We start from the raw sequence: 23,507 nt of genomic DNA, 5'->3' as shown, positions 1-23,507 counted from the left end.
GGTCCTCTCCGGCCTGATCAAGCCGAACGTATGCTCAAAGAATGACGACTTCCGCGACCCCCGGACCCGGCCCGACCGAGAACTCCATGCGTCGCGCCCTCAAACGCGCCCGGGACGGCGTCGCCCTCGACGTCTCCGAGGCGGCGGTGCTGCTCCAGGCCCGCGGCGAGGACCTGACCGATCTCGCCGCGTCCGCCGCCCGGGTGCGGGACGCGGGTCTCGAACAGGCGGGACGTCCCGGCGTCATCACGTACTCGAAGAGCGTCTTCATCCCCCTCACCCGGCTGTGCCGGGACAAGTGCCACTACTGCACCTTCGTCACCGTCCCCGGCAAGCTGCGCCGGGCCGGTCACGGGATGTTCATGTCCCCGGACGAGGTGCTGGACGTCGCCCGCAAGGGTGCCGCCCTCGGCTGCAAGGAAGCCCTGATCACCCTGGGCGACAAGCCCGAGGACCGCTGGCCGGAAGCGCGCGAGTGGCTGGACGCGCACGGCTACGACGACACGATCGCCTACGTCCGTGCCGTCTCCATCCGGATCCTGGAGGAGACGGGGCTGCTGCCCCACCTCAACCCGGGCGTCATGACCTGGACGGACTTCCAGCGCCTCAAGCCCGTGGCCCCCTCCATGGGCATGATGCTGGAGACGACCGCGACCCGGCTGTGGTCCGAGCCCGGCGGCCCCCACCACGGCTCCCCGGACAAGGAACCGGCGGTACGGCTGCGGGTGTTGGAGGACGCGGGCCGCTCCTCGGTGCCCTTCACCTCCGGACTCCTCATCGGCATCGGTGAGACGTACGAGGAGAGGGCCGAGTCCCTCTTCGCGCTCCGCAAGGTCTCCCGGGCCTACCACGGCATCCAGGAGCTGATCATCCAGAACTTCCGCGCCAAGCCGGACACGGCGATGCGCGGCATGCCGGATGCCGAACTGGACGACCTGGTCGCCACGGTGGCCGTGGCCCGGCACATCATGGGCCCGTCCGCCTGTCTCCAGGCACCGCCGAACCTGGTCGACTCCGAGTACGAACGCCTGATCGGCGCCGGTATCGACGACTGGGGCGGGGTGTCGCCCCTGACCATCGACCATGTCAACCCCGAGCGCCCCTGGCCGCAGATCGAGGAGCTGGCCGCGAAGTCGGCCGCAGCAGGCTTCGAACTACGCGAACGCCTCTGCGTCTACCCGGAGTTCGTGCGCCGCGGCGAACCCTGGCTGGACCCGCGGCTGCGCCCGCACGTGAGCGCGCTGGCCGACCCGGAGACGGGCCTCGCCCTCCCGGACGCGCTGGTCCAGGGCCGCCCGTGGCAGGAGCCGGAGGAGTCCTTCGTGCCGACCGGCCGAACGGACCTGCACCGCACGATCGACACCGAGGGCCGCACCGCCGACCGGCGTGACGACTTCGACGAGGTGTACGGCGACTGGGAGGCGCTGCGCGAGGCCGCCGCGCCCGGTATGGCGCCGGAGCGCATCGACACGGACGTGCGGCAGGCGCTGCGCACCGCGGCCGGCGACCCGACGAAGCTGACCGACGCCGAGGCGCTGGCCCTGCTGCACGCGGACGGCCCGGCGCTGGACGCGCTGTGCCAGGTGGCCGACGACGTGCGCCGGGCGGCGGTCGGCGACGACGTGACGTACATCGTCACCCGCAACATCAACTTCACCAACGTCTGCTACACGGGGTGCCGCTTCTGTGCCTTCGCGCAGCGCAGGACGGACGCGGACGCGTACAGCCTCTCCCTCGAACAGGTCGCGGACCGCGCCCAGCAGGCCTGGGACGTGGGTGCGGTCGAGGTCTGCATGCAGGGCGGCATCCACCCCGACCTGCCCGGCACGGCGTACTTCGACATCGCGAAGGCGGTGAAGTCCCGCGTCCCCGGGATGCACGTGCACGCCTTCTCGCCGATGGAGGTGGTGAACGGCGCGACCCGCACCGGCCTGTCCGTGCGCGAGTGGCTCACGGCGGCCAAGGAGTCCGGCCTGGACACCATCCCGGGTACGGCGGCGGAGATCCTGGACGACGAGGTCCGCTGGGTGCTGACCAAGGGCAAGCTGCCGACGTCCACCTGGATCGAGGTGATCACGACCGCGCACGAGCTGGGCATCCGCTCCTCCTCGACGATGATGTACGGCCATGTCGACCAGCCGCGCCACTGGCTCGGCCACCTGCGCACGCTGGCCCGCATCCAGCGGGAGACGGGCGGCTTCACCGAGTTCGTGACGCTCCCGTTCATCCACACCAACGCCCCGGTGTACCTGGCGGGTATCGCCAGGCCGGGCCCGACGACGCGGGACAACAGGGCGGTGACGGCGATGGCCCGCCTCCTCCTGCACCCCTGGATCCCCAATATCCAGACGAGTTGGGTCAAATTGGGCACGGAGGGCGCGGCGGAGATGCTCCGCTCCGGCGCGAACGACCTGGGCGGCACCCTCATGGAGGAAACGATCTCCCGCATGGCGGGCTCGTCGTACGGCTCGTACAAGTCGGTCCGCGACCTGGTCGCCGTGGCCGAGGCGGCCGGCCGTCCGGCCAAGCCGCGCACCACGCTCTACGGCGAGGTGCCCCGGGAACGGCAGCGGGCGGCGGAGGCCTCCGACGGCCACCTGCCGGAACTGCTGCCGGTCCTGGACTGAGTACGATGATCCGACCCCCGACCTGACGAGGGGCCCCGTAGCGGAGGAGATGCGTACCCGTGGCTGCCCGACTGCCCTCGTGGGCCTGGGTCACCGGTCTGACGGCAGGCGCGACCGCGGTCGTCGTCGCGCTCGCCGTACAGGCGGACCACGGGCCGCATCCCACGGCCGCCGTGGCCGAGCCGAGCCCGTCCGCGTCGGCGAGCGCGCACGGCTCCGCCGCGCCGCACGCCACGCCCCCGCCCGCGCTGCCGGACGGGTCGGGCGAGGGTCGCCGGATCGTGTACTCGCTCGGCGAGAAGCGGGTGTGGCTGGTCGACGCGACGGGCAAGGCGACCCGGACGTTCACGGTGTGGCCGGGCACGGTGAACCCGCAGCCCGGCCGCTACTCGATCATCAAGCGCACCCAGTCCATCAAGGGCTCGGACGGCGTGGAGATCGAGCACGTCATGTACGTCACGATCGTGTCCGGCGTGAACATAGCCTTCTCCAACGCCCTGGACGGCTCCTCGCCGCCCCCGGCGGACGGCAAGAAGCTGGGCGGGATCCGTATGCACAAGGCGGACGGAGCCGCGCTGTGGTCCTTCGGCGACCAGGGCACCGCGGTGGCGGTCGTCAAATAGCGTCTTCCCGGCGGGCGGGCAGCTGGTTGACGATCAGGGCGACTCCGGCGAGCAGGAAGACGCGGGTCGCCGCGTCCAGCCCGTTCCAGGTCTTGGACTGCCACATCGAGAACCACTCACCGCCGATCGCGATGAACCCGGCGCCGAACAGCAGCAACAGCATCAGCAGCCCGTAGGTGGAGACACGCCGCGCGAGGTCGTCGTCCTTCCGCCGGGCCCAGAGGTACGTGCCCCAGACCAGGACCAGGGCGGCCACCGTCTCCCACACGATGATCAGGACGTACGCGGTGTCCTGAAGGGCTGTGCTGGTGATCGCCCGCCACATCAGGTCCTCGTCCTTGAAGGTCGTGTCCATCGCCAGCACATGCCGGACGAACTGCTGGTTCGTCCCGAAGTCGGTGATGTTCCCGAGGGCGACGAGGGCGATGTAGAGGGCGAGTATGCCGGTGAGCACACCGGCGGCGAGCGTGAGGCCGGTGCGACGCGTGGGGGTGGTGGTCATGGCTGAATTCTCCCCTGCCCAGGGCCCGGATATCGCGTGGGCATTGCGCCAGAATGAAGAGTCCGGCTTCGGGGGAAAGGCGTACGCATGGCGCAGGCACGGCCGTCGATGCAGGAGCTGATCGGACGGCGCAGACGGGCCGGGTTCGTCGGACGCAGTGATGAACGGGCGGCCTTCCGCGCCAACTTGGACGTACCCCCCGAGGACGAACGCCACCGCTTCCTTTTTCATGTGCACGGCAACGCGGGTGTCGGAAAGACGTTCCTGGTCCGGGAGCTGGAACAGATCGCGCGGGAGCGGGGCGCGCTGACGGCGTACGTCGACGAGGGCGCGGGGAGCGTGCCGGAGGCGATGGCGTCGATCAGTCGTGAGTTCCGCCGACAGGGCCGGGAGTTCAAGAAGCTCGAAAAGGCGTTGGTCATGTACCGGGAACGGCGGCACGAGGCCGAGGTGGTGATGGCCGGGCTGGAGCCGGAGCCGGAGAGCCCGTCGGCGGTGACGGCGACGGCGGTACGGGCGGGGCTGGCCGGCCTGAGCATGGTGCCGGGAGCGGGACCCTTCGTGGGCGCGGTCGACCCGGCTCAACTGTCACGGTACGCCGAGAGGTTGCGGCGGGGCCTCAGCGCCCGGTTCGGCAACCAGGACGACGTGCAGCTGGTGCTGTCACCCGAGCGCGAGCTGACACCCGGACTGCTCGACGAGTTGGCCCCGGTGGCGGCCTCGGTGCCGTGGATCGTCCTGTTCTTCGACACGTACGAAAGGATCGGGCCGTTCGTCGACAGCTGGCTGCACGAGCTGATGACGACGGACCGGCACGGGGCACTGCCCGCCAACGTGGTCGTGGTCACGGCCGGCCAAGGTCCTTTCGACACTGCTCGCTGGGGCGGCTTCGCCGACTTCGTGACGCACGTGCCGCTCGGGCCGTTCACGGAGGCGGAGGCCCGGGGACTGCTGGCCGACCGGGGCGTGCGGGACGAGCAGGTGGTCGCGGAGGTCCTGCGGCTGACGGGCGGGCTGCCGGTGCTCGTCTCCACCCTCGCGGAGGCCAGACCCGCCGATCCCGGCGACGTGGGGGATCCGAGTGCGGACGCCGTGGAGCGGTTCCTGAAGTGGGAGCGGGATCCGGTGCGGCGGCAAGTGGCTCTGGCCTGCGCGGTGCCCCGGCGGCTCGACGCGGACGTGTTCCGGGCCGTGGTGGACTGCGAGGAGGCGGAACTTGACGCGCTGTACGGCTGGTTGAGCGGCCTGCCGTTCGTCGACGGGCGCGGCGGCGGACTCCGGTACCACGACGTCGTACGGGCGCCGATGCTGCGGCTGCAGCGGGCACGGTCGCCCCGGGGATGGGGGGAGCTGCAGCGGCGGCTGGCGGGAGCGTTCGGGCAGTGGCGGGGTCAACTCGAAGGGGCGCGGGACACCGAGGAGCTGTGGGCGGACGAGGAGTGGCGGGAGCTGCGGCTGGCCGAGTGCTATCACCGGCTGTGCGCGGGGGACCGGGAGGCGTTGCCGGGGGCGCTGCGGGAGTTCGTCCATGCCTGCGCCGCCGGTGACGCCACGGCCCAGCGGTGGGCGCGGGCCCTCGCGGATGCGGGCGAGGATGCCGACTCGGGGTCCGTGGCTCGCTGGGGCGGTGAGCTGACGGAGGCCCTGGGGAACGGCGGAGTGGCCGCCGCACTCGGGCTGCTGCTGCACCGGGCGGCGCTCGACGAGCCGGACCGGGCGCTCGCCCATGCGGTACGGGGCGCCGCGCTGCGGCGCGGCGGGGCGTACGACGAGGCCCTGACCGCATTCGCGAGTGCCCTCGCTCTGGATTCCGGGCTGGCGCGGGCCTACCGCGGCCGGGCCCTGGCCCACGGCGAGCTGGGGGACTACCGGTCTGCACTCGCGGACATGGAACGGGCCGTGGCGCTCGCACCGGACGACCCGTGGAGTCACGCGGTGCGCGGCGAGTACCACCGCATGCTGCGCGACCACGACGAGGCGATCCGGCACCTGGACGAGGCGATCCGGCTCGACCCGGCCGGCGACTTCGCCTGGGCCTCCCGAGGCGCCACCCGCCTCGCCCGGGGGGAACTCGACAGCGCCCTCGACGATCTGAACCAGGCCCTGGAACTCAACCCGGACTACGCCTGGGCGCTCGCCCGCCGGGCCCGCGTATGGCGCGCCCGCGCCGAGCCCGCCCGTCAGCTCGCCGACCTCGACCGTGCCCTCGCCCTCCAGCCGGACTGGGCCTGGGGCCGCTGCGAACGAGGTGACGCCCTCCGCGTGGCCGGGCGCGACGAGGAAGCCCTCGCCGACTACGACCGCGCGCTCGCCCTCGACCCCGAGTACGCGTCGGCGTACGCGAGCCGGGGCGTGTCGCTGGCCAACCTCGGCCGCCACCGGGAGGGTCTGGCCGACCTGGACCGCGCGGTCCGGCTGAGGCCGGAGTACCCCTGGGCGGAGTGCCGACGGGGGATCATCCTGCTCGAACTGGGGTCCCCCGATGCGGCGCTGGCCGCCCTGGACAGAGCGAAGTCCTTGTCACCGCACGACGAGTGGATCCTGGAGTGGCACGGCAGGGCGCTGGCCGCCGTCAGCGATCAGCAGTGAACGCCAGGAACTCCGTCCAGGCGGCGTCCCTGAAGGTGAGTCGGGCGCCTTCCTTGTTCTTGGAGTCGCGGATGTGGATGGTGGCGGGGGTTATGGCTACCTCCACGCAGTCGGGGCCCTCGTTGCTGCTGTAGCTGCTCTTGAACCACGTCAGCGTGCGGGTGGTCATGTCTCTTCTCCCAGCACTTTTTCGATGAAAGTCAGCGACTCCCGGGGCGGGAGAGCTTGCGCTCGGATGATCCCATAGCGCATCTCCAGAAGCTGTACTTCCCGGGCGTCACTGATCAGTCGGTTGTAGGTCTGCCCTTCCTCGTGTGCCACGGTCTTGCCGTTCCGGAGCTTCAGCAGGCGAAACGGCCCGCCCATGCCCGCATGGTCTTCGCGGTCGGTAGGCATCACCTGGATCTCGACGTGCCTCAACTGACCGATGTCCAGAAGGTGTTCCAGTTGCCGCCGCAACACCGTGCGGCCCCCGATGGGACGCCGCAGGGTTACCTCTTCCTGGACGAACGTGATCGTCGGGCTCGGTACGCGCTCGAAGATCACCTGTCGCGCCAGGCGGGCGCTGACGTGACGGTCGATCTCCTCCTCCGTATACGACGGGCGTCGCATCGTGTACAGGGCCCTTGCGTACTCAGGGGTCTGCAACAGGCCATGCACATAGTGGTTGGCGTAGGCACCCAGCTCGACCGACTCGTCCTCCTGCTGCTTCAAGTCCCGGACGTTCTTCGGATACCGAGCCTTCTCCACGTCCTCCTTCATCGCGGACAACTTCCCGTCCGCACCCAGCACTTCATCGGCTTTGTCAAGAAAGTCCGGCTTGGGGAGCCGACGCCCACGCTCCACCGAGGACACCATCTCCTCGCTGTATCCGATCGCGGCCCCCAGCTCGGCCTGCCGCATCCCGACGGACTCCCGCCACACCTTGATCTGCCGCCCGACCGCCTTGAGTACGGCCTCGGCCTCCTCGTCCTCCACCCTCGCCCCTCCTGACGTACGAGCCGTACGGCCACGCCAATTACCCGGACAGTCACGCTGCGTACCGTGGTCGTCGCTGTTCAGAGTAGGGAGGGACGGCCACGCTGGGTGACGTGAATGAGAAAACCTGCCTCAGGATCCAGCTGTCCGCCACTCGAAGGGGTGCCCGTCTCGCCCGTCTCCTCACCGAGCGCCAACTGGACGAGTGGAGCGTGCCGTTCGAGGGGGCGGCGCACATCGTCGCTGAGCTGGCGTCCAACGCCGTACTGCACGGGCGGGTGCGGGGGCGGGACTTCCGGCTGGGGTTGGCGCTCCGTGACGACGGCACCCTCCGTATCGAGGTGACCGACCCCCGGGGCGACCGGGCCCCGTGTCTCCACGACCCGGTGGCCGAGGCGTCGGAGACCGGCCGGGGCCTGCGGATCGTCGCGGCGTACGCCGACCGCTGGGGCGTGGAGGAGGCGCCGGCGAACGCGAAGACCGTATGGGCCGAACTCGTACCGGGTCGCGGCGGTCCATGACCCGGTGGTTCCCGACCCCAAAAGACCAAAGAACCGGGGAAAGAACCGAACCCACCCCCACCGCCCCCGTCGCTCACTCGCCGGAGTGAATATGCCCAACGCAAGTGGCGCGGCGGGGCAGTTGTGGTGCAGCGTCAGGGACGACAACAGGTCCACACATGCATCGGCCCCCGCCGGGACTGGCATCCCAGTGCGAGGGCCTGATCACCGAGGAAGTAGGAGCTTCCCAGTGACTGACAAGCAGCCTAACGTGCCCGCGCGCCGGAAGACCCGGCATTCCTCCGGCGTCACCCACGTGAACGAACCCCACCACAACAACTTCACCGTGGTCGGCAATCACCTGGCCCAGCACCCCAAGCTGTCCCTGGTGGCCATCGGCCTGGCACTGCACATCCAGTCGTTGCCGGAGGGCACGCCGATCGGCATCAAGACGCTGGCGGCGAAGTTCCCCGAGGGCGAGATCCGGATCGCGGCGGCCCTGCGCGAGCTGGAGGAGCACGGATACCTCGCGCGGCCCAGGGAGCGTCTTCAATCGGGGCAAGTGACGACCCGGACGATCTCGTACAACAAGCCGAGGGCCGCGCTGGCAGCCGCGGCCCCGGTTGCCCCCGAGCCCGCCGCCGCTCCGAAGGCTCCCGCACCACCCGGCAGGGCCACCGAACTGCTCGCCGGGCTCCGGGCCCATGACTCCCGCCTGCTCCTGACCGAACGGGACGTCCAGCGCCTGGCGCCGGCCGTTTCCGAGTGGCTGGAGCGAGGAGTGCCACCCACCGCCGTGGTGCGCACCCTGACGACCGGCCTGCCCCAGGACCCGATCAAACACCCGGCGGCCTTCCTGCAGCACCGCCTCACCGCCCAACTGCCGCCGCACCTCCCGGCCGCGCCACCCCGCCCGGAGCAGCACCGCCCATCTCCGCTCCAGACCTGCGACGGCTGCGAACGGGCCTTCCGCGCCCCTGGGCCGGGCCGGTGCCGCGACTGCCGTATGCCGTCCGCGGCCGTGGCATGAGCGCCACGTCACCGGCGTACCGCCGACTCCACCGGTACCGTACGAGGACCGAGCCACTCGCACCGGAGGTCACCGTGAGCGCCCAGACCGACGGCCCGTACGGACCGCTGATCCCCATGCCCGAGCTGACGCCGGACGCGTTGCGGGCGGCGGTCGCGCGCATCGCACCAAGTCGGATTCCGGCGCTGACGCAGCACCTCTTCGAGGCCACGACCAACGCCCAGCAGACCCAGAGCCTCGCGCCGCTGCGTGCCTTCGTGCATTCCTGGGCCGTGTTCGTCGCCATCGAACGACATCCGAAACGGGCTGCTCGCCTGCGCGAACTGGAGCACATCGTGGATGCCGGGGAGCAGGATCCTGCGGCGGCCATCGCGGAGATCCGCGCGATCCGCGAGACGGCCGAGTCGGAGGCCGGCCTGTGACGGACTGGGCTTGGGACTACAACCCGAGCGCCGACTACGTCACGGGACAGCTGCCGCCGGGAGTCGTCGCGGAGGTGGAGCGGCTCGCGACGGAACTGGCCGCCCTGGGCCACGACGCCGTCAAGGTGGGCCGGCCCTTCGATCGCGAGGGTGGACTGCGCGAGTTCGACATTCTCGGCGGTCGCGGTTTCATCAGCTTCCTCGCCGTACCCCGCCACGAGTGCGTCTACGTCTGCAACGTCACCTGGTACGGCTGAACGTGCTGTGACGTCCGCTCACCTCTCGGCTGCCGGGACCAGCTCCGGGTTGAACCTGTAGGAGATCGACTCCATCAGTGGCTTGCGCTTGGTGTTGTGGAAGGCCGCGATGCGCCACGCGCCGTCGCTCTCGCGGACCAGGGTGTACGTCTGGATCTTGGTGAGCTTGTGCGGCCGCTTGCCCTTGTAGGTGTCGCCGCGCCCGTTGACCACCGCCACGTCCGGGCCGTGGAAGCGGATGTCGAGGACCTCGTCGGCGAGCTTGGTGCCCTTGAGGAAGCTCGTGAACAGGGCGCGGTGGCTGTCCACGATGTCCCGGCGGCCCTGGTAGAAGGTGCCGACGTAGGTGATGTAGGTGGCGTCCTCGGTGAACAGCTCGCCGTAGGCGTCGGCGTCCTGGCGCTCCCAGGCGGCGACGAGTTCCTCCAGTACGGCGGTGACGGCGGTGACCTCGGGGGCGGTGGGGTTCGGCATGGTGGAGTTCTCCCCTGCTCGTTAGACTGCGTGCAGATTCTGAACGTAAGCAGTATCTGCATCCGTGCAGATAAATTTAGGAGAGGGTCCGGGTGATGGCAACCCCTTTGGGTGGCGGCGACGAGCATGTGATCTTCCGTCAGTACCTCGATGCCGTAGGCCTCCAGGGCCTGGCCAGTGCCGAAGCCGCCGGTCTGCACACGTCGGAGTGGTACGCGCTCAGCCTGATCGCGGTGGAGGGCGGGCTCACCTCGGGTGAGCTGGCCACCAGGACCGGTCTGACCACCGGTGCCACCACGCGCCTGATCGACCGCCTGGAGCGGGCCGGGTACGCGCGCCGCACCGCGGATCCCAGGGACCGCCGGCGGGTGATCGTCGAGCCGGTCCCGGACGCGCTCGGGCGGATCGAGGAGGTCGTGGGTCCCGCCCGCCGCCACATCGCCGAGATCCTGGCCCGCTACACCCCTGAGCAGCGCGCGGTGCTCTTCGACTACTTCGAGCACGCCGCACCCGCGTTCCGCGCGGCCACCGAGGAGATCCGCAAGGCGGTCGCGCCGAGGCGCAGCAGGGCGGCCCGGACCCAGGACGGCGGCTGACCCCCGCGCTCCCCGGTGCCTCAGCGCACCGCCTCCCCCGCCACCGCCGGCCGGACCTTGGTCAGCAGGAGGTTCAGGAACTGGTCGGGGTGGCGGAACGACGCGAAGTGGCCGGCCTCGGTGATGAGGGCGAAGTCCTTCACCGGGGCCGTGAGCGCCTCGTAGAAGCGGCGGGCCGGTTCCGGCGGAGTGAGGACGTCGCTGTCGCCCTGGAAGAGGAAGACGGGGAGGCGGAACGCGGTGCCCTCGGTGTACTCGTCGACCGTCGTCGCCTGGGGGCCCAGCGGCTCCGAGAAGGTCTGGGCCTTGAGGTAGGTGCGCAGGTCGCGCAGGGTGTGGAGCGGGGAGAACCAGAGGGAGCGGATCACGACCGTCTTCATCGTGTCGTAGGTGAGCGGGTCGGTCGTCACCATCGTCTTCGCGTACGTGGCCCACGCGTGGGCCGACCAGGCGGAGCGGTCCGGGCCCATCGCCTCGATCGTCGCCCGCTGCTTCTTCTTGCCCGCCTTCTCCAGGCGGCCCAGCAGCGCCTCGTAGGCGGTGGTGTCACGGCCGCCCCCGATGATGTTCTGGTCGGTGCCGACGTACGCCGCGTACAGCTCGGGGTGGTTGCGGGCCAGACGGAGACCGGTCACCGTGCCGAAGCTGTTGGCGAGGAGGATCACCTTCTCCACACCCAGGCGGGTGCGGATGTGGTGCGTGACCTCCAGGGCGTCCTGGTACAGACGGTCGAGGGTCAGCTCGCCCTGGCCCTCGGGGCCGCCCGCCGCGAAGGTCCGTCCTGCGCCGCGCATGTCCCAGCGGACGATCGTGAAGTGCCGCTCCCAGTCGCGGGTGCGCGGGACGAAGATCAGGTTGGAGGCGCCGGGGCCGCCGTGGATCTCCAGGATCACGGGGTTCGTCCGGTCCTCGCCGCGGACGGAGATCCACTGGTCGATGCCGCCGATGCGGACGTACGAGGACTCGTCGATGCCGTTCGGCGTGGTGATCGCCAGCTTCTTGGCGAGAGCGCGGCGCCTGAGGGCGCGGTAGGTCAGCAGCATGGTGTTCCCCCTAAACTGTTTATGCCATCAGCTGTTCTCTGCGTTTACGGTATATACAGTTGTCTGGCGGAGTCAACAGACTTCGCAGTGGCGATCGGGAGGGACGTCTTGGGCGGGCGGAAGAACGAGCAGGCACAGGACCGCGACCGGCGGACGGCCTTCGCGCTGCTGTGGGGCGAACAGGAACAGCCCACGCGCGGGCCGAAGCCGACGCTGTCCCCGCAGCGCATCGCCGCGGCGGCCGTCGAGCTGGCCGATGCCCAGGGGCTGGACGCGGTCTCGATGAGCAAGGTCGCCGCCGAGTTCGGGGTCTCGGCGATGGCGCTCTACCGGTATGTGCCCGGCAAGGCGGAACTGGTCGACCTCATGATCGAGTCGATGCTCGCCGAGGTCCCCGACCTGTCCGCGGCGGAGGGCGACTGGCGGGCCGGGACACGGCTGTGGGCCCGCCGCTGCCTGGAGGTCTACCGGGCCCATCCCTGGGCGCTCGCCGCCACCGCGATGCGCCGCCAGGTCATGGGCCCCCACCAGCTCGGCTGGCTGGACGCGGCGCACGCGGCCCTGGAGCCCACCGGCCTGCCGGCCGCCCAGCGGCACCAGGTCTTCGTCCTGGTCGTCGGTCTGGTGCGCAGCATTGCCCAGCAGGCGGCCGACTTCGACGCGGACCAGGACCGCGAGTGGAACCGCCTCACCGGCGAGGTCCTCGAACGCCACGCGGACCGGTTCCCGGCACTGACCCGGGCCATCGCCGACGGCGCCTTCGACCCGACCGGCACCGACCCGCTCGATTTCGGACTCGACCGGATCCTCGACGGAGTCGAAGCGCTCGTGGCTGGGCGGGAATGACCCGCGGCGGGTGATTTGCCCCCGTGAACGGACCGTTCCCCGTCGATTACAGTGCCTAGCGTCGTACGGACGGACGGTGCCATGAGGAGGTCTGCGTGGGTGCGACATCCGGCACCGTCTGGGGCCGAGCCGAACAGCAGGACTTCCGCAGCCGGGTGCGCGGCGCCCTGCTCGGGGTCGCCGTGGGCGATGCGCTGGGCGGCCCCGCCGATCCGCTGTCCCTGGAGGAGATCCGGGCCGCCTACGGCCCCGAGGGCCTGCTCGACCTGGTCTTCGGACACGGCCGGCGCGGTACGGTCACCCACCACACCCAGCTCACGCTGTTCACCGTGGACGGCTTGATACGCGCCCAGGTGCGCCGGGACACCGGCGCCTGGCATCCGCCGACCGATCTGCACCGGGCGTACCTCCGCTGGGCGGCCACCCAGCGGGACTGGGGGCCCGACGAGCGGCGCAAGGACGACGGCTGGCTCGCGCGCGAGGAGTGGCTGTACGCCCGGCGGGAGCCGACCCGGGCGCTGCTCATCGGCTTCGGCGACGAGATCATGGGCACGCTGGAGTCACCGAAGAACCCCGGTGAGCTGGGTCCGGAGGCGGTGGCACGGTCGGCGCCGTTCGGGCTGCTGGTCGGCTGGGAGCCGCAGCTGGTCGCGCAGCTGGCGGTGGAGTGCGCGGCCCAGAGCCACGGGCATCCCATCGCCTATCTCTCGGCGGGCGCGTACGCCGTGATCGTGCATGCGCTGGCCCGGGGCGAGAGCCTGGACGGTGCCGTGCAGCGGGCCCTGGCCCTGCTCGCCGCCCGACCGGGTCACCAGCCCGTCTCGGACGCGCTGCAGCATGCGCTGGGTGCGGTGCGGCAGGGGATTCCCGGTCCCACGCGGGTGGAGGAACTGGCCGGCGACGGTACGGCGGACGGGCTGCTGGCGGCGTCCGTGTACTGCGCGCTGGTGGGGGAGGACGTGCGGCACGGCCTGTGTCTGGCGGTCAACCAGAGCGGGCCGTCGGCGGCGGCGGGCGCGCTGACCGGCGGTCTGCTCGGCGCCCTGCACGGTGAGACGGCCCTCCCGCCGGGATGGCTGGCGGAGCTGGAGGGCCGTCCCACGATGCTGGAACTCGCCGACGACTTCGCGATGGAGATGACCCAGGGCCCCGCGCTGCACGGGCCCGCGGGGTCGTCGCCGGGGTGGCTGGCCCGGTACCCACGCGCCTGAGCCGGGCCCGGACGCGCGGTCAGGGGTGTCCTAAGCCCGGGTGCAGGTGTGCTCCGTGGTGCTGCCGTTCTCGTCCACGTGCCTGATGTGCAGGACCTTGTTGGCGTACATCACTTCCAGCCGCTGACCGGAAGCGGCGCTGGACGTCCCGGGCGGCTGCCAGGGGAGGACCTGGTTCACAAAGGTGCCGACCGACGCGGGGACGTTGGAGGCGGCGGCGCTCTGTCCGCCGGAGCTGTCACCGCCCATGTCCTCGGGGACGCTCATCACCAGGCGGCCGCCCTGGAGCGCCCATGTGCCCTTGACCGACTTCCCGCTGCCGTTCATCGACCACGTGCCGTCGGCGATGTTCATGGAGTAGGAGAAGGGGGCCCCGGAGGAGGGCTTCGAGGTGACCTTCCAGGAGCCACGGACGAACGCCGCGAACGCCTTTCCGGTCACCCCGGGCGTCGGTGACGACCCGCCCGTGCCGGCCGTGCCCTTGCCGTCCCCCGTCCTCTGGCTCTTCCCCGGCCGCTTCCCCTTGCCCTCGTCGTTCCCCTTGCACGCCGCCAGCAGCGATGCGCCGACGCCGACGGTGAGACAGCGCAGGGCGGTACGGCGGCCCACCAGCCGGGAGGCGGCCCGCCATGCTTCGATGCTCATCGGTTCCCCGTTCCTGTCGATCAATGTCAACCGGCAGGTTACAGAGGATGGTTGGGTGTACTCACCACGTCGTCCCCGCCACTCGCGGGCACCGGAACCGCGGCCACCGCATCCCCGTCCGCATTCACCTTCTCGATGATCGCCAGGCGTTCCGGTGTGTCCTCCGGTTTCACATGGCCGATCACGATGTACAGGACGAGGGACACCGCCAGCGGCACCGAGACCTGGTACTGCAGCGGCACCCCGCCGGAGACGTTCCAGCTGATGGGGTAGTTCACCAGCCAGAACGCCAGCAGGCCCGCCGCCCAGCTGGTCAGCGCCGCCGTGGGGCCGGAGCGGCGGAACGGGCGGAGCAGGCCCAGCATCATCGGGATCGCGATCGGCCCCATCAGACCGGCCACCCACTTGATGACGACCGTGATGATGTCCTTGAACGCGGGGGAGTTGACCTGCGTCGCCACCGCCATGGACAGGGCCAGGAAGACGACCGTCGTGACACGGGCGGCGATCAGCCCCGACCGCTGTCCCCACGCCCGCGCACGAGCGGACAGCACCGGTGCCACGTCCCGCGTGAACACCGCCGCGATCGCGTTCGCGTCGGAGGAGCACATGGCCATCGTGTGGGAGAAGAAACCGACGACGACCAGGCCCAACAGCCCGTGCGGAAGGAGCTGTCGGGTCATCAGGCCGTAGGAGTCGGAGCCGTCCGGCTTCTGGGCCTGGACGAGGAGCGGGGACATCCACATGGGGAAGAACAGGACGACCGGCCAGACCAGCCACAGGATCGCCGAGAGGCGGGCGCCGCGCTCGGCCGCGTACGCGCTGCCGGTCGCCATGTAGCGCTGCGCCTGGTTGAGCATGCCGCCGTTGTACTCGAAGAGCTTGATGAACAGGAAGGCGAGGAGGAAGACCGTGCCGTAGGGGCCGACCAGCGGCTTGCCGTGGCCGTGCAGGGCCGGCTGGTTCCAGGCGTCGAGGAAGCCGATGTGCTTGTCGCTGAGCTTCAGGACGACGGCGACGAACATCGAGACGCCGGCCAGCAACTGGATGACGAACTGTCCGAGTTCGGTCAGCGCGTCCGCCCACAGACCGCCGATCGTGCAGTACACGGCCGTGATCGCACCGGTGACGAGGATGCCCTGGTTCAGCGTGACACCCGTGAACACGGACAACAGGGTCGCGATGGCCGCCCACTTCGCGCCCACGTCCACGATCTTCAGCAACATGCCGGACCAGGCGAGGGCCTGCTGTGTGGGCAGGTTGTAACGGTTCCTCAGGTACTCCAGCGGGGAGGCCACATGGAGCCGGGAGCGCAGCCGGTTGATGCGCGGCGCGAACAGCTTCGACCCGATGGCGATGCCGAGTGCGATGGGGAAGGACCAGGTGACGAAGGAGGTGACGCCGTAGGTGTAGGCGATGCCCGCGTACCCGGTGAACATGACCGCGCTGTAGCCCGACATGTGGTGCGAGATGCCGGACAGCCACCAGGGCATCTTCCCGCCGGCCGTGAAGAAGTCGGAGACGTCGTCCACGCGCTTGTGCGACCAGACGCCGATCGCGACCATCACACCGAAGTAGCCGATGAGTACGGCCCAGTCGAGACTGTTCATGTGCTCGATCGTGGGTGTGGCTGCATGAACGCGACAAGCAAGTATAAGGTCAAGTCACGGCAAAATCGTTCGGTTTGATGACTCGCGTTCATCAACATGAACGCTCACGTGTGGCGTGCCGGCTGTCTCAGCGCATCAGCTCTCCCGCGTTGACCAGCAGGGACTGTCCGGTGATGGCCCGCGACCGGTTCGACGACAGGAACACCGCCGCGTCCGCCACGTCCCCGTCCGTCGCCAGGTCCGGCAGGGCCATCCGCTCCGTCAGGCGGCCCAGGACCTCCGCCACCGGCACTCCTTCCGTCTGTGCGGTGAAGGTGACGTACGCCTGCACCGGCGGTCCCCACATCCAGCCCGGCAGTACGGTGTTGACCCGGATCCGGTGCGGTCCGAGTTCCCGTGCGAGTGAGTACATCGCGCTGGTCAGCGCCCCCTTCGAGGCGGCGTACGCGGCCTGCTGCACCTGGGAGGGAGCGGCGAGTGCCGACTGGGTCCCGATGAAGACCACCGAGCCGCCCCCGCCCGCCTTCAGCGCCGGCAGGCAGGCGCGTGTCATGCGCAGGGTGCCGAGGAGGTTCACGTCGATGACCGACTGCCAGGTCGCGAAGTCCGCGTCCTCCAGTCCGCCGAAGTGGGAATCCATGGCGGCCACGTGCACCACCGCGTCGATGCCGCCGAACCGCGCCCGCGCCAGCTCCGCCAGCGCGGCGCACTGGTCCTCGTCGGTGATGTCCGTCGGCCGGTACGCCGTACGCCTGCCGTCCGGGTCGATCCCGGCCGCACTCTTGGCGAGGTTCGCCTCGGTGCGCGCCCCGAGCACCGCGTTCCCGCCGTCCCGCACGACGGCCGCGGCGACCTGATGGCCGAGCCCGGCGCCGACTCCCGAGACGACCACGGTCTTGCCTGCGAGCAGGGACATCGGTGCCTCCCGCGGTATGGCGGTTTATCTGACGGGGCGTCAGAGTATGGCGCACCGCAGGAAAGGGGAAGCGCATGAGCGAGGACACCCGCAGCGAGCTGTACGGCGAGCTGGCCGCCGTCGGCCCGTACGGCGTCCACCCGGGCCACGCCCTGATCACCATGGTCGAACCGCACCCCGGCCACGAATACGCCTACAACCGCTGGTACGAGGACGACCACTACTACGCCGGCGCGATGGCCATGCCCTGGATGTACGCGGGCCGCCGCTGGGTCGCCACCCGGGACCTGCAGCTCCTGCGCCATCCCGAGAAGTCGGCGGTCGCCCGGCCCGTCACCACCGGCTGCTACCTCTCCACCTACTGGATCACCGACGGGCGCTACGACGACCACATGAAGTGGACCGTCGGCATCAACAGGCGCCTCAACCGGGACGCCCGGGTCTACCACGACCGCACCCACGTCTTCACGGCCTTCCAGGACCACGAGACGACGGTGTACCGGGACGGCGCGGCGGGCCCCAGGGACTTCCACGCCCTGGACCACCCCTACGCCGGGCTGGTGCTGGAGGTGATCGACAGCGAGTCGGCCGGGCAGCGGGCCGAGCTGCTGCAGTGGCTGCGCGTCCGGCACCTGCCCGAGCGGCTGTCCGGCTCCCCGGCCGCGATGGTGACCGTGTTCCGGCCCACGCCGCTGCCCGGCGACCGCATGACCTACGTCCGGCAGGTCGAGGGCGTGGACACCCGGCTGACCCTGCTGTGGTTCCTGGAGCAGGACCCGCGGGAGTGCTGGGAGGGCCGCTTCACGGATCTGGACGAGCAGGTGGCCGGGTCGGGGCTGGGGAGGCTGGAGCTGATCGCGCCGTTCATCCCCACGATCCCGGGCACGGACCGCTACGTCACGGAACTGCGCGGCTGACAGTTCCGGACGAGCGGGTGGGGGGAGATCATTTCAGCGCGTCGGGGCACGGAGTACCGCGAGGCAACTGGTACGGCGCCGCCAGCCTGTACGTCCCCGCCCGCGGAGCGAGCAGCACCGTCCACTTGTCGCCCTTGGCATCCTCCGGCGTCTCCGTCAGACACCCGTTGACGTTGACGTACGTCTTCGCCTTCGTCTCCTGCGGCGCCTTCAGGCTCTTGCCGTGCTCGTCGACGATGCTCAGCCACGGCGAGTACGGGATCCTGATCAGGATCCGCCCGGCCTTGCGCACCTGCAGCGTCATCTCGCCCTGCCCGGCCCGGTCCACCACCGCGTCGGGCTCGGCGAGCGGCGTCGGATCGGTCACCTGGAACAGCTGCCAGTTGGCGTCGCCCCAGACCTGCTTCAGATACGGCATCCCGCGCCGGAGCAGCTCCACCTCACGCTCGCCGCCGTCGCCGTCCGGGTCGTCCTTGGGCAGGACGACGAAGTGGACGGCCCAGCGCTGCAGCCACTCGTGATAGTTCGCCGAGTTCAGTGTGTCGTCGTAGAAGAGCGGGTTGCGCTCCATGTCGGCCTGCCGGTTCCAGCCGCGCGCCAGGTTGACGTACGGCGCGAGCGCGGACGCCTCCCGGTGCGAGCGGGCCGGGACGACCTCGACGCGGCCCTTCTCGGCGCCGGCCTTCTGCAGCTGGTGGACGAGCGGGGCGAGCTCCCGGGCCCAGGACGCGGCCGGGGTCGTGTGCATGATGTCGTCGACCGTCTTGAAGCCGATCCAGCCGAGGAAGCCGAGGAGTGCCAGCACGGTCGTGTACCACCTGCGCGACTTGCGCACCGTGAACGGCAGCGCGGCGATGAGCGTCGCCCCCGCGAACAGCATCGGCAGCCGCGAGATGTTCGAGCCGATCTGCGAGCTGATCAGCCACACCAGGACCACGCCGACGCTGTAGACGGCGGCGGTCAGCCGGACGGTCACCCACTCCTTCGGCACCAGGAACAGACACAGCAGGCCGTAGAGCAGGGGCAGTATCACCGACCAGATGGTCATCGGCTGGGTGCCCGAGAACGGGAAGAGGAAGTAGGAGGCGGCGACCACCGCCGTCGGGGCGAGCCCCAGCGCCCAGGCGCCCGGCCGCCGCTTCTGCAGGAACAGTGCGGCCGCGACCAGGCCCACGAACAGCCCCGAGACGGGCGAGGCCATGGTGGAGAGACCGGCCAGGGGGGCGGCCACCGCCGCCTTCGCCCAGCGTTTGTACCGCCAGCGGTACGGCCAGCAGAAGACGGCCGCCACGGCGCCGAGCGCGAACATCGTGCCGAGCGCGAAGGTCACCCGGCCCGAGATCGCGTTGCACAGCAGCGCGAAGATCCCGGCGAGCGAGGCCCACAGCGGGTTCTTCACCGCCCGGCTGCGGATCATGACCAGGGTCAGCAGGCCCGCCGAGACCGTCCCGGCGATCATCATCGTCGTACGGACGCCCAGGACGGCCATCAGATACGGCGACACCACGCTGTACGACACCGGGTGCATGCCGCCGTACCAGGCGAGGTTGTACGCCGAGTCCGGGTGCCGGCCGACGAACTCCGCCCAGGCGTCCTGGGCCGCGAGATCACCGCCGCTGTTCGCGAAGGTGAAGAACCAGATGATGTGCAGGACACCCGCGAGGGCCGTCATGGACAGCACGGGGTGGCGCAGCATCCGCTGCCGGAGGGGTTCGGCGGCGGCGAGGAGCCCCGCGAGCCGGCTCGGGCGGGCGCCGGGACGATCACGGTCGGCAGGGCCGGCCGAGCGGTCGGTGCGATCGCCGGGCAGGCCGGGGCGACCGTCCGGGAGGTCGGTGCGACGCTCCCGGTCAGCTGTGGACAGGCGTATTCGCGGGCCGGATCCCGAGCCCGGATCGGCGTCGTCGGCGCGTGTCGGCTCCGCTGTGGCCACCTGAAGGCACTCCCCGTGTCCCGTCTTTTGTTCGCGGCCGTGGTCCGTGGTCTTCCGGCCGCTTCTGTTCTCGGCCCGGTCTCCTGGTGTTACCGGCCGCTTTCCGTTCAGTTCGCGGTCGTGTCCCGTGACCGGCGACCTGCCCCGATTCGTGACGCTAGCACGCAGCCCGCCGCGGGGCCCCCGGGTGGGGGCGCCGCAGGCGGGCTGCAGGCGGCGGGCGGGACGCGGTGCGATCAGCCCAGGCGGGTCAGCTTGGCACCGAAACCGGGCTCGGCCAGGTCCTTCTGCAGGGCCACCGGGATCTTGACGGCACCGGCCGAACCGTCACCCACGGTGAGTGCGCCCACCCGGGTGCCGGCCTTCGCGCTGTGCGGCACCTTGCCGGAGGTGAAGGACAGGTTCACCTTCAGGCCCGCCCAGCCGACGGCCGGGACGTCCTTCGTGAGCACGACCGGGGTGTGGCCGCCGAGCTGGTCGTCCACGTAACCGACCACGGCGCCCTTCTTCAGGATCGTCGAGGAGGTCAGCGCGTCCTGGGCCGCGAGCAGCGCGGTCTTGCTGACCGCGTTGACCGTGTCGAGGATCGACGTCCCCCGGTGCTGGCCGAGGATCGCGCCGACGATCGTCACCGTCTGCCCGCCGACCGTCTTGCGGGACGCGAAGAGCAGGTTGCCGCCGGCCGCCGTGGTGCTGCCCGTCTTGATGCCGATCGCACCCATCTGGAACGGCAGCTTGTTCCAGTTGGGCCAGTTGTGCCCGGTGGGGTCGGTCCAGCTGGCCGCGCTGGTGATGGCGACCAGGGCCGGGTTCTTCACGACCAGGCGGCCGAGCTTCACCTGGTCCTCCGCCGTGGAGACGGTGGTCTCCTTCAGACCCGACGGGTCGGTGTACGTCGTGTTGGTCATCCCCAGCTCCTTGGCGGTGGCGTTCATCTTCTTGACGAACGCCGCCTCCGAGCCCGCGTCCCAGCGCGCCAGGAGCCGGGCGATGTTGTTCGCGGAGGGGATCATGACGGCCGACAGGGCCTGCTTCTCGGTGAGGCGGTCACCGGCGTGGAGGGTGTTGACGGTGGACTCGCCGCTCTTGCTGTAGCCGCCCTCCTTCTCCGCCCGGGGGTCCACCGTGATCCTCGGGCCCTCCTGGCCCGGCTTCAGCGGGTGGTCCCGGAGGATGATGTACGAGGTCATGGTCTTGGCGACCGAGCCGATGGCCACGGGGGTCTGCTTGCCGAAGTGCCCCATCGTGCCGATGCCGGCGACGTCGATCCAGCCCTGGCCCTCACCCGGCCAGGGCAGGGCCGTGGTGCCGCCGTCGAAGGTGTAGGTGTCCTTGCCGGTGAGCGCGAGGGTGGGGGACGGCAGCGGGCGGAGGGTCTGTACGACCGCGAAGACGATCGCCAGGAGCAGGACCAGGGGGGTCCAGATCTTGACCCGGCGCACGATCGTGCGGACCGGGGTCTCCGGGGGCGGCGGAGTGTTCGTCAGCTCCGCCAGGAGGTCCAGCGGGGGCTTCGGCGGGAGCGGCTGCTGGGTGGTGCGCTCGGGGCCGACGTGGGGGACGGGGGTGGTGGCGTCCGGCTTGCCGGCGGGCCGGGACGCGGGCTTGGCGGCGGGCTCGGTGGCGGGCTTCGTCGCCGGGGCCATGTCGTTCTTGAGCGCGACGAACTTGCTGGTGCGCTCGGGGTCGGACGCCGGGGTGCCCTTCGGCGCGGTCGGCCTGGCGCCGAGCTTGAGCATGGTCGTCGGCTGGTCGACCTGCGGGGCCGGCCTGGGCGATATCGCCTTGAAGAGGGTGGTGGGCTGGTCGACGGCATGGGTGCCCTCGGCGCCCTCCGCCTCGGCTTCGCCTTCGGCGTCGGTGCCGTTCCCACCCGCACCGCCCGTGCGGGTCTCGTCGTCGGCTGCGGGTGGCCCCTGCGGGGTGTCCTCGCCGTCGGCGTCCTCGGGAGCGTCCTCGGCCCCCTCCGCCTCGGCTTCGCCTTCGGCGTCCTCCGCCTCGGTCTTCCCGTCAGCCTCTGCGCCGCCGTCCGCACCGGCCGTGGAGTCCGGCTTGGCCTTTGCGTCCGCGGCGGGCGCGGGGGTCGTCTCGGGCTTGGGCTTCACGTCCGTGCCGCCCTCTGCGGCTGTCTCGGGCTTGGCCTTTGCTTCCGCGTCCGGCCCGGGGGTCGTCTCGGGCATGGGCTTCGCGTCCGCGGCGGGCGCGGGGGCAGCCTCCGGCTTGGGCTTCGCGTCCGCCTCGGCCTCTGGAGCCGTCCCGGGCTTGGCCTTTGCTCCCGTGTCGGCCGCGGAGTCCGGCTTGGCTTTTGCGTCCGCGTCCGGCGCGGGGGCCGTCTCCGGCTTGGGCTTTGCGTCCGCCTCGGCCTCTGGAGCCGTCTCGGGCTTGGGCTTTGCGTTCGTGTCGGGCTTCTTGCCGTCGTCGGCCTGGTTCTGCTCGGCCTTCTCGGGGGTGTCGGCGGCGCGTACCCATGCCGAGACCGCGTCGCGCAGGGCGGTGTCCTCCTCGGGGGTTTCGCGTACCGAAAGGATCTTCGTCGCGGTGTCCACGCCGCTGGAAGAGGAATCCTTTTCACGGGAGACCGCTAGGCGCGGATCGCGGGCCTCGGGAACCGGACCCGCGTTCCCCGACGTCGGTTCTGCCGACGACTGACGCTGCTTCGACCTGTCGGGGGACTCGCCCGCCACCGATGCCTCCTCCATGCGCCGCACGCCCACGCGCGCGCCCTGTCCGAACCATGTACCAGTGTCCTGTGTGAGGGCTTGGCCCCTGCGGTAGACGAGAACGACATACCTGCCGGTTCCCTCACGAACCGGTCACGCACCCTCGACAGACCAATGTGAGAGGGGTCACCCTGTCATTCATCCACGCGGGGAGGCATGGATGGGCAGGAGCCGCAGAACACTTCCGGAGGAGCTTCTGTTGCTGGCACTGGACCCGGCCACGGGTACCACTGCACAGCCGCAGTCGCTCGACCTCGGTCTGGCCGGTGCACAGCTAGTGGAGCTGGCGCTGGCCGGACGGATAGCCCCAGACGGGGATCGTATCGCCGTGGTGGTGCCACGGCCGACTGGAGATCCGACTTTGGACTGTGCGTTGGAGTTGCTGCGACGGCGTGGCGCTCCCGTGCGGGCTGTTCACTGGATCGGCGGGCCCCGGCTGGGGCTCCGTCAGACCTACCTCTCGCATCTGGAGCGGTGCGGCATGGTGCACGCCGTGGCCGGCCAGATGTGCGGGGTGCTGCCGACGACGCGCTATCAGGCGACGGACAACGAGATCAGCCGGGAGATCCGAGCCCGGCTGGACTCCGCGATCCGCACCGGCGTACCGCCGGACCCGCGGACCGCGGCGCTCGCCGCCCTGGCGCACGCCGTCGGGCTCGGCAAGCATCTGTATCCGGGGAACGAGGGCAGGTCCTCGCGGTCCCGGCTGCGGGATCTGATCCGGCACGACCCCATGGGGGGTCTTGTCGCGCACGCCGTGATGGACGTGCAGAACGGCGCAGCCGCGCAGCCCCGCCGTGGACCGGCCGCCACCGGTCGGCAGGGCGCGGCCGGTGCCAGGTCCGTGGCGGAACCCGCACGCGGGGTTCCGATGCAGCCGCGCCGTGGATCCATGGCGCGCGCCGTGGCCCACTGAGCCGCAACCCCGGTCCCCCAGGCCAGGTTCGGGAGCCGCTGGTCCGAGCGGGGCGGTGAGATCCTCAGCGGTCTCACCGCCCCGCTCGACTGCGTGCCCGCACCCCATCGGGTGGCGAGCCGTGGCCAACTGACGCGTACGCGCCGCATATC

At 70.7% G+C, this 23,507-nt stretch carries 22 protein-coding genes; 12 read left to right on the top strand and 10 right to left on the bottom strand.

All coding sequences use genetic code 11. The features are described from left to right. Positions 1–41: 41 nt before the first annotated feature. Positions 42–2,627: a bifunctional FO biosynthesis protein CofGH gene (locus tag ACIGXP_RS37385; RefSeq protein ID WP_399776097.1), complete on the top strand. Its 2,586-nt coding sequence runs from the start codon at positions 42–44 to the stop codon at positions 2,625–2,627. 59 nt (positions 2,628–2,686) lie between these two features. Further along, positions 2,687–3,250 carry a hypothetical protein gene (locus tag ACIGXP_RS37380; protein WP_399776095.1) on the top strand — a complete coding sequence of 188 codons (564 nt, stop codon included), beginning with the start codon at positions 2,687–2,689 and terminating at the stop codon, positions 3,248–3,250. Here ACIGXP_RS37380 and ACIGXP_RS37375 read toward each other — a convergent pair. Then, positions 3,243–3,752, bottom strand: a complete 510-nt coding sequence (locus ACIGXP_RS37375) for a DUF2165 domain-containing protein (protein ID WP_399776093.1) — start codon at positions 3,750–3,752, stop codon at positions 3,243–3,245. The genes ACIGXP_RS37380 and ACIGXP_RS37375 overlap by 8 nt on opposite strands. Positions 3,753–3,839: 87 nt before the next feature. On the opposite strand from ACIGXP_RS37375, the gene ACIGXP_RS37370 reads away from it, so the two are divergent. Continuing rightward, on the top strand, positions 3,840–6,341 hold the full coding sequence (locus ACIGXP_RS37370) for a tetratricopeptide repeat protein (RefSeq protein ID WP_399776091.1): 2,502 nt from the start codon (positions 3,840–3,842) through the stop codon (positions 6,339–6,341). Here the strand turns inward: ACIGXP_RS37370 and ACIGXP_RS37365 are convergent. Continuing rightward, positions 6,325–6,510, bottom strand: a complete 186-nt coding sequence (locus ACIGXP_RS37365) for a DUF397 domain-containing protein (protein WP_399776089.1) — start codon at positions 6,508–6,510, stop codon at positions 6,325–6,327. The genes ACIGXP_RS37370 and ACIGXP_RS37365 overlap by 17 nt on opposite strands. Then, positions 6,507–7,319 carry a helix-turn-helix transcriptional regulator gene (locus ACIGXP_RS37360; RefSeq protein WP_399776087.1) on the bottom strand — a complete coding sequence of 271 codons (813 nt, stop codon included), beginning with the start codon at positions 7,317–7,319 and terminating at the stop codon, positions 6,507–6,509. Before ACIGXP_RS37360 ends, ACIGXP_RS37365 begins: the two co-directional genes overlap by 4 nt. A gap of 104 nt (positions 7,320–7,423) precedes the next feature. Between ACIGXP_RS37360 and ACIGXP_RS37355 the strand changes: the two genes are divergently transcribed. The 4 genes from ACIGXP_RS37355 to ACIGXP_RS37340 all read left to right on the top strand — a co-directional run bounded on the left by ACIGXP_RS37355 (position 7,424) and on the right by ACIGXP_RS37340 (position 9,528). Continuing rightward, positions 7,424–7,840: an ATP-binding protein gene (locus tag ACIGXP_RS37355; RefSeq protein WP_399776235.1), complete on the top strand. Its 417-nt coding sequence runs from the start codon at positions 7,424–7,426 to the stop codon at positions 7,838–7,840. 229 nt (positions 7,841–8,069) lie between these two features. Further along, on the top strand, positions 8,070–8,849 hold the full coding sequence (locus ACIGXP_RS37350) for a helix-turn-helix domain-containing protein (protein WP_399776085.1): 780 nt from the start codon (positions 8,070–8,072) through the stop codon (positions 8,847–8,849). A 74-nt stretch (positions 8,850–8,923) separates the two neighbouring features. Further along, positions 8,924–9,271 (top strand): DUF6247 family protein, encoded by a 348-nt coding sequence (locus ACIGXP_RS37345; RefSeq protein ID WP_399776084.1) that lies wholly within the window; start codon positions 8,924–8,926, stop codon positions 9,269–9,271. Beyond that, complete coding sequence (locus ACIGXP_RS37340; protein WP_399776082.1) at positions 9,268–9,528, top strand: hypothetical protein; 261 nt, start codon at positions 9,268–9,270, stop codon at positions 9,526–9,528. Before ACIGXP_RS37345 ends, ACIGXP_RS37340 begins: the two co-directional genes overlap by 4 nt. Positions 9,529–9,546: 18 nt before the next feature. Here the strand turns inward: ACIGXP_RS37340 and ACIGXP_RS37335 are convergent, their stop codons facing one another. Continuing rightward, on the bottom strand, positions 9,547–10,002 hold the full coding sequence (locus ACIGXP_RS37335) for an SgcJ/EcaC family oxidoreductase (protein ID WP_399776080.1): 456 nt from the start codon (positions 10,000–10,002) through the stop codon (positions 9,547–9,549). A 95-nt stretch (positions 10,003–10,097) separates the two neighbouring features. Here ACIGXP_RS37335 and ACIGXP_RS37330 point away from each other — a divergent pair, with 95 nt between their 5' ends. Continuing rightward, positions 10,098–10,598 (top strand): MarR family winged helix-turn-helix transcriptional regulator, encoded by a 501-nt coding sequence (locus ACIGXP_RS37330; protein WP_399776079.1) that lies wholly within the window; start codon positions 10,098–10,100, stop codon positions 10,596–10,598. Positions 10,599–10,618: 20 nt separating this feature from the next. Here the strand turns inward: ACIGXP_RS37330 and ACIGXP_RS37325 are convergent, their stop codons facing one another. Beyond that, the gene (locus ACIGXP_RS37325) at positions 10,619–11,641 is read right to left on the bottom strand and encodes an alpha/beta fold hydrolase (RefSeq protein ID WP_399776078.1); all 1,023 of its coding nucleotides are present in this window, start codon (positions 11,639–11,641) and stop codon (positions 10,619–10,621) included. Positions 11,642–11,749: 108 nt separating this feature from the next. On the opposite strand from ACIGXP_RS37325, the gene ACIGXP_RS37320 reads away from it, so the two are divergent. Next, complete coding sequence (locus tag ACIGXP_RS37320) at positions 11,750–12,487, top strand: TetR/AcrR family transcriptional regulator (protein ID WP_399776076.1); 738 nt, start codon at positions 11,750–11,752, stop codon at positions 12,485–12,487. Positions 12,488–12,582: 95 nt separating this feature from the next. Beyond that, positions 12,583–13,698, top strand: a complete 1,116-nt coding sequence (locus ACIGXP_RS37315) for an ADP-ribosylglycohydrolase family protein (protein ID WP_399776074.1) — start codon at positions 12,583–12,585, stop codon at positions 13,696–13,698. Between the two features lie 30 nt (positions 13,699–13,728). Here the strand turns inward: ACIGXP_RS37315 and ACIGXP_RS37310 are convergent, their stop codons facing one another. The 3 genes from ACIGXP_RS37310 to ACIGXP_RS37300 form a co-directional block, all read right to left on the bottom strand. Next, complete coding sequence (locus ACIGXP_RS37310; RefSeq protein WP_399776072.1) at positions 13,729–14,343, bottom strand: hypothetical protein; 615 nt, start codon at positions 14,341–14,343, stop codon at positions 13,729–13,731. Positions 14,344–14,381: 38 nt separating this feature from the next. Then, on the bottom strand, positions 14,382–15,953 hold the full coding sequence (locus ACIGXP_RS37305; protein WP_399776070.1) for a sodium:solute symporter family protein: 1,572 nt from the start codon (positions 15,951–15,953) through the stop codon (positions 14,382–14,384). 127 nt (positions 15,954–16,080) lie between these two features. Further along, the gene (locus ACIGXP_RS37300; protein ID WP_399776068.1) at positions 16,081–16,869 is read right to left on the bottom strand and encodes an SDR family oxidoreductase; all 789 of its coding nucleotides are present in this window, start codon (positions 16,867–16,869) and stop codon (positions 16,081–16,083) included. Between the two features lie 74 nt (positions 16,870–16,943). Here ACIGXP_RS37300 and ACIGXP_RS37295 point away from each other — a divergent pair, with 74 nt between their 5' ends. Further along, positions 16,944–17,786 (top strand): hypothetical protein, encoded by an 843-nt coding sequence (locus ACIGXP_RS37295; RefSeq protein WP_363215228.1) that lies wholly within the window; start codon positions 16,944–16,946, stop codon positions 17,784–17,786. A gap of 28 nt (positions 17,787–17,814) precedes the next feature. On the opposite strand, the gene ACIGXP_RS37290 is transcribed toward ACIGXP_RS37295, so the two are convergent. Continuing rightward, positions 17,815–19,719, bottom strand: coding sequence for an MFS transporter (locus ACIGXP_RS37290; RefSeq protein WP_399776066.1), 1,905 nt, complete (start codon positions 19,717–19,719; stop codon positions 17,815–17,817). A 236-nt stretch (positions 19,720–19,955) separates the two neighbouring features. Beyond that, positions 19,956–22,418, bottom strand: coding sequence for a D-alanyl-D-alanine carboxypeptidase (locus ACIGXP_RS37285; protein ID WP_399776064.1), 2,463 nt, complete (start codon positions 22,416–22,418; stop codon positions 19,956–19,958). A 181-nt stretch (positions 22,419–22,599) separates the two neighbouring features. Here ACIGXP_RS37285 and ACIGXP_RS37280 point away from each other — a divergent pair, with 181 nt between their 5' ends. Next, complete coding sequence (locus ACIGXP_RS37280; RefSeq protein ID WP_363215231.1) at positions 22,600–23,355, top strand: GPP34 family phosphoprotein; 756 nt, start codon at positions 22,600–22,602, stop codon at positions 23,353–23,355. Positions 23,356–23,507 lie beyond the last annotated feature (152 nt).

Origin of the sequence: Streptomyces sp. NPDC053069 (assembly GCF_044546895.1) — a bacterium.
GTDB lineage: Bacteria > Actinomycetota > Actinomycetes > Streptomycetales > Streptomycetaceae > Streptomyces.
The sequence above is the reverse complement of the archived record's forward strand: the minus strand, read 5'-3'. Positions and strand labels throughout refer to the sequence as shown.

Coding starts and splice junctions, on each gene's coding strand:
- ACIGXP_RS37370 (WP_399776091.1), top strand. CDS start 3,840: ATGGCGCAGGCACGGCCGTCGATGCAGGAGCTGATCGGACGGCGCAGA.
- ACIGXP_RS37375 (WP_399776093.1), bottom strand. CDS start 3,752: ATGACCACCACCCCCACGCGTCGCACCGGCCTCACGCTCGCCGCCGGT.
- ACIGXP_RS37310 (WP_399776072.1), bottom strand. CDS start 14,343: ATGAGCATCGAAGCATGGCGGGCCGCCTCCCGGCTGGTGGGCCGCCGT.
- ACIGXP_RS37330 (WP_399776079.1), top strand. CDS start 10,098: ATGGCAACCCCTTTGGGTGGCGGCGACGAGCATGTGATCTTCCGTCAG.
- ACIGXP_RS37300 (WP_399776068.1), bottom strand. CDS start 16,869: ATGTCCCTGCTCGCAGGCAAGACCGTGGTCGTCTCGGGAGTCGGCGCC.
- ACIGXP_RS37385 (WP_399776097.1), top strand. CDS start 42: ATGACGACTTCCGCGACCCCCGGACCCGGCCCGACCGAGAACTCCATG.
- ACIGXP_RS37365 (WP_399776089.1), bottom strand. CDS start 6,510: ATGACCACCCGCACGCTGACGTGGTTCAAGAGCAGCTACAGCAGCAAC.
- ACIGXP_RS37335 (WP_399776080.1), bottom strand. CDS start 10,002: ATGCCGAACCCCACCGCCCCCGAGGTCACCGCCGTCACCGCCGTACTG.
- ACIGXP_RS37325 (WP_399776078.1), bottom strand. CDS start 11,641: ATGCTGCTGACCTACCGCGCCCTCAGGCGCCGCGCTCTCGCCAAGAAG.
- ACIGXP_RS37295 (WP_363215228.1), top strand. CDS start 16,944: ATGAGCGAGGACACCCGCAGCGAGCTGTACGGCGAGCTGGCCGCCGTC.
- ACIGXP_RS37285 (WP_399776064.1), bottom strand. CDS start 22,418: ATGGAGGAGGCATCGGTGGCGGGCGAGTCCCCCGACAGGTCGAAGCAG.
- ACIGXP_RS37305 (WP_399776070.1), bottom strand. CDS start 15,953: ATGAACAGTCTCGACTGGGCCGTACTCATCGGCTACTTCGGTGTGATG.
- ACIGXP_RS37280 (WP_363215231.1), top strand. CDS start 22,600: ATGGGCAGGAGCCGCAGAACACTTCCGGAGGAGCTTCTGTTGCTGGCA.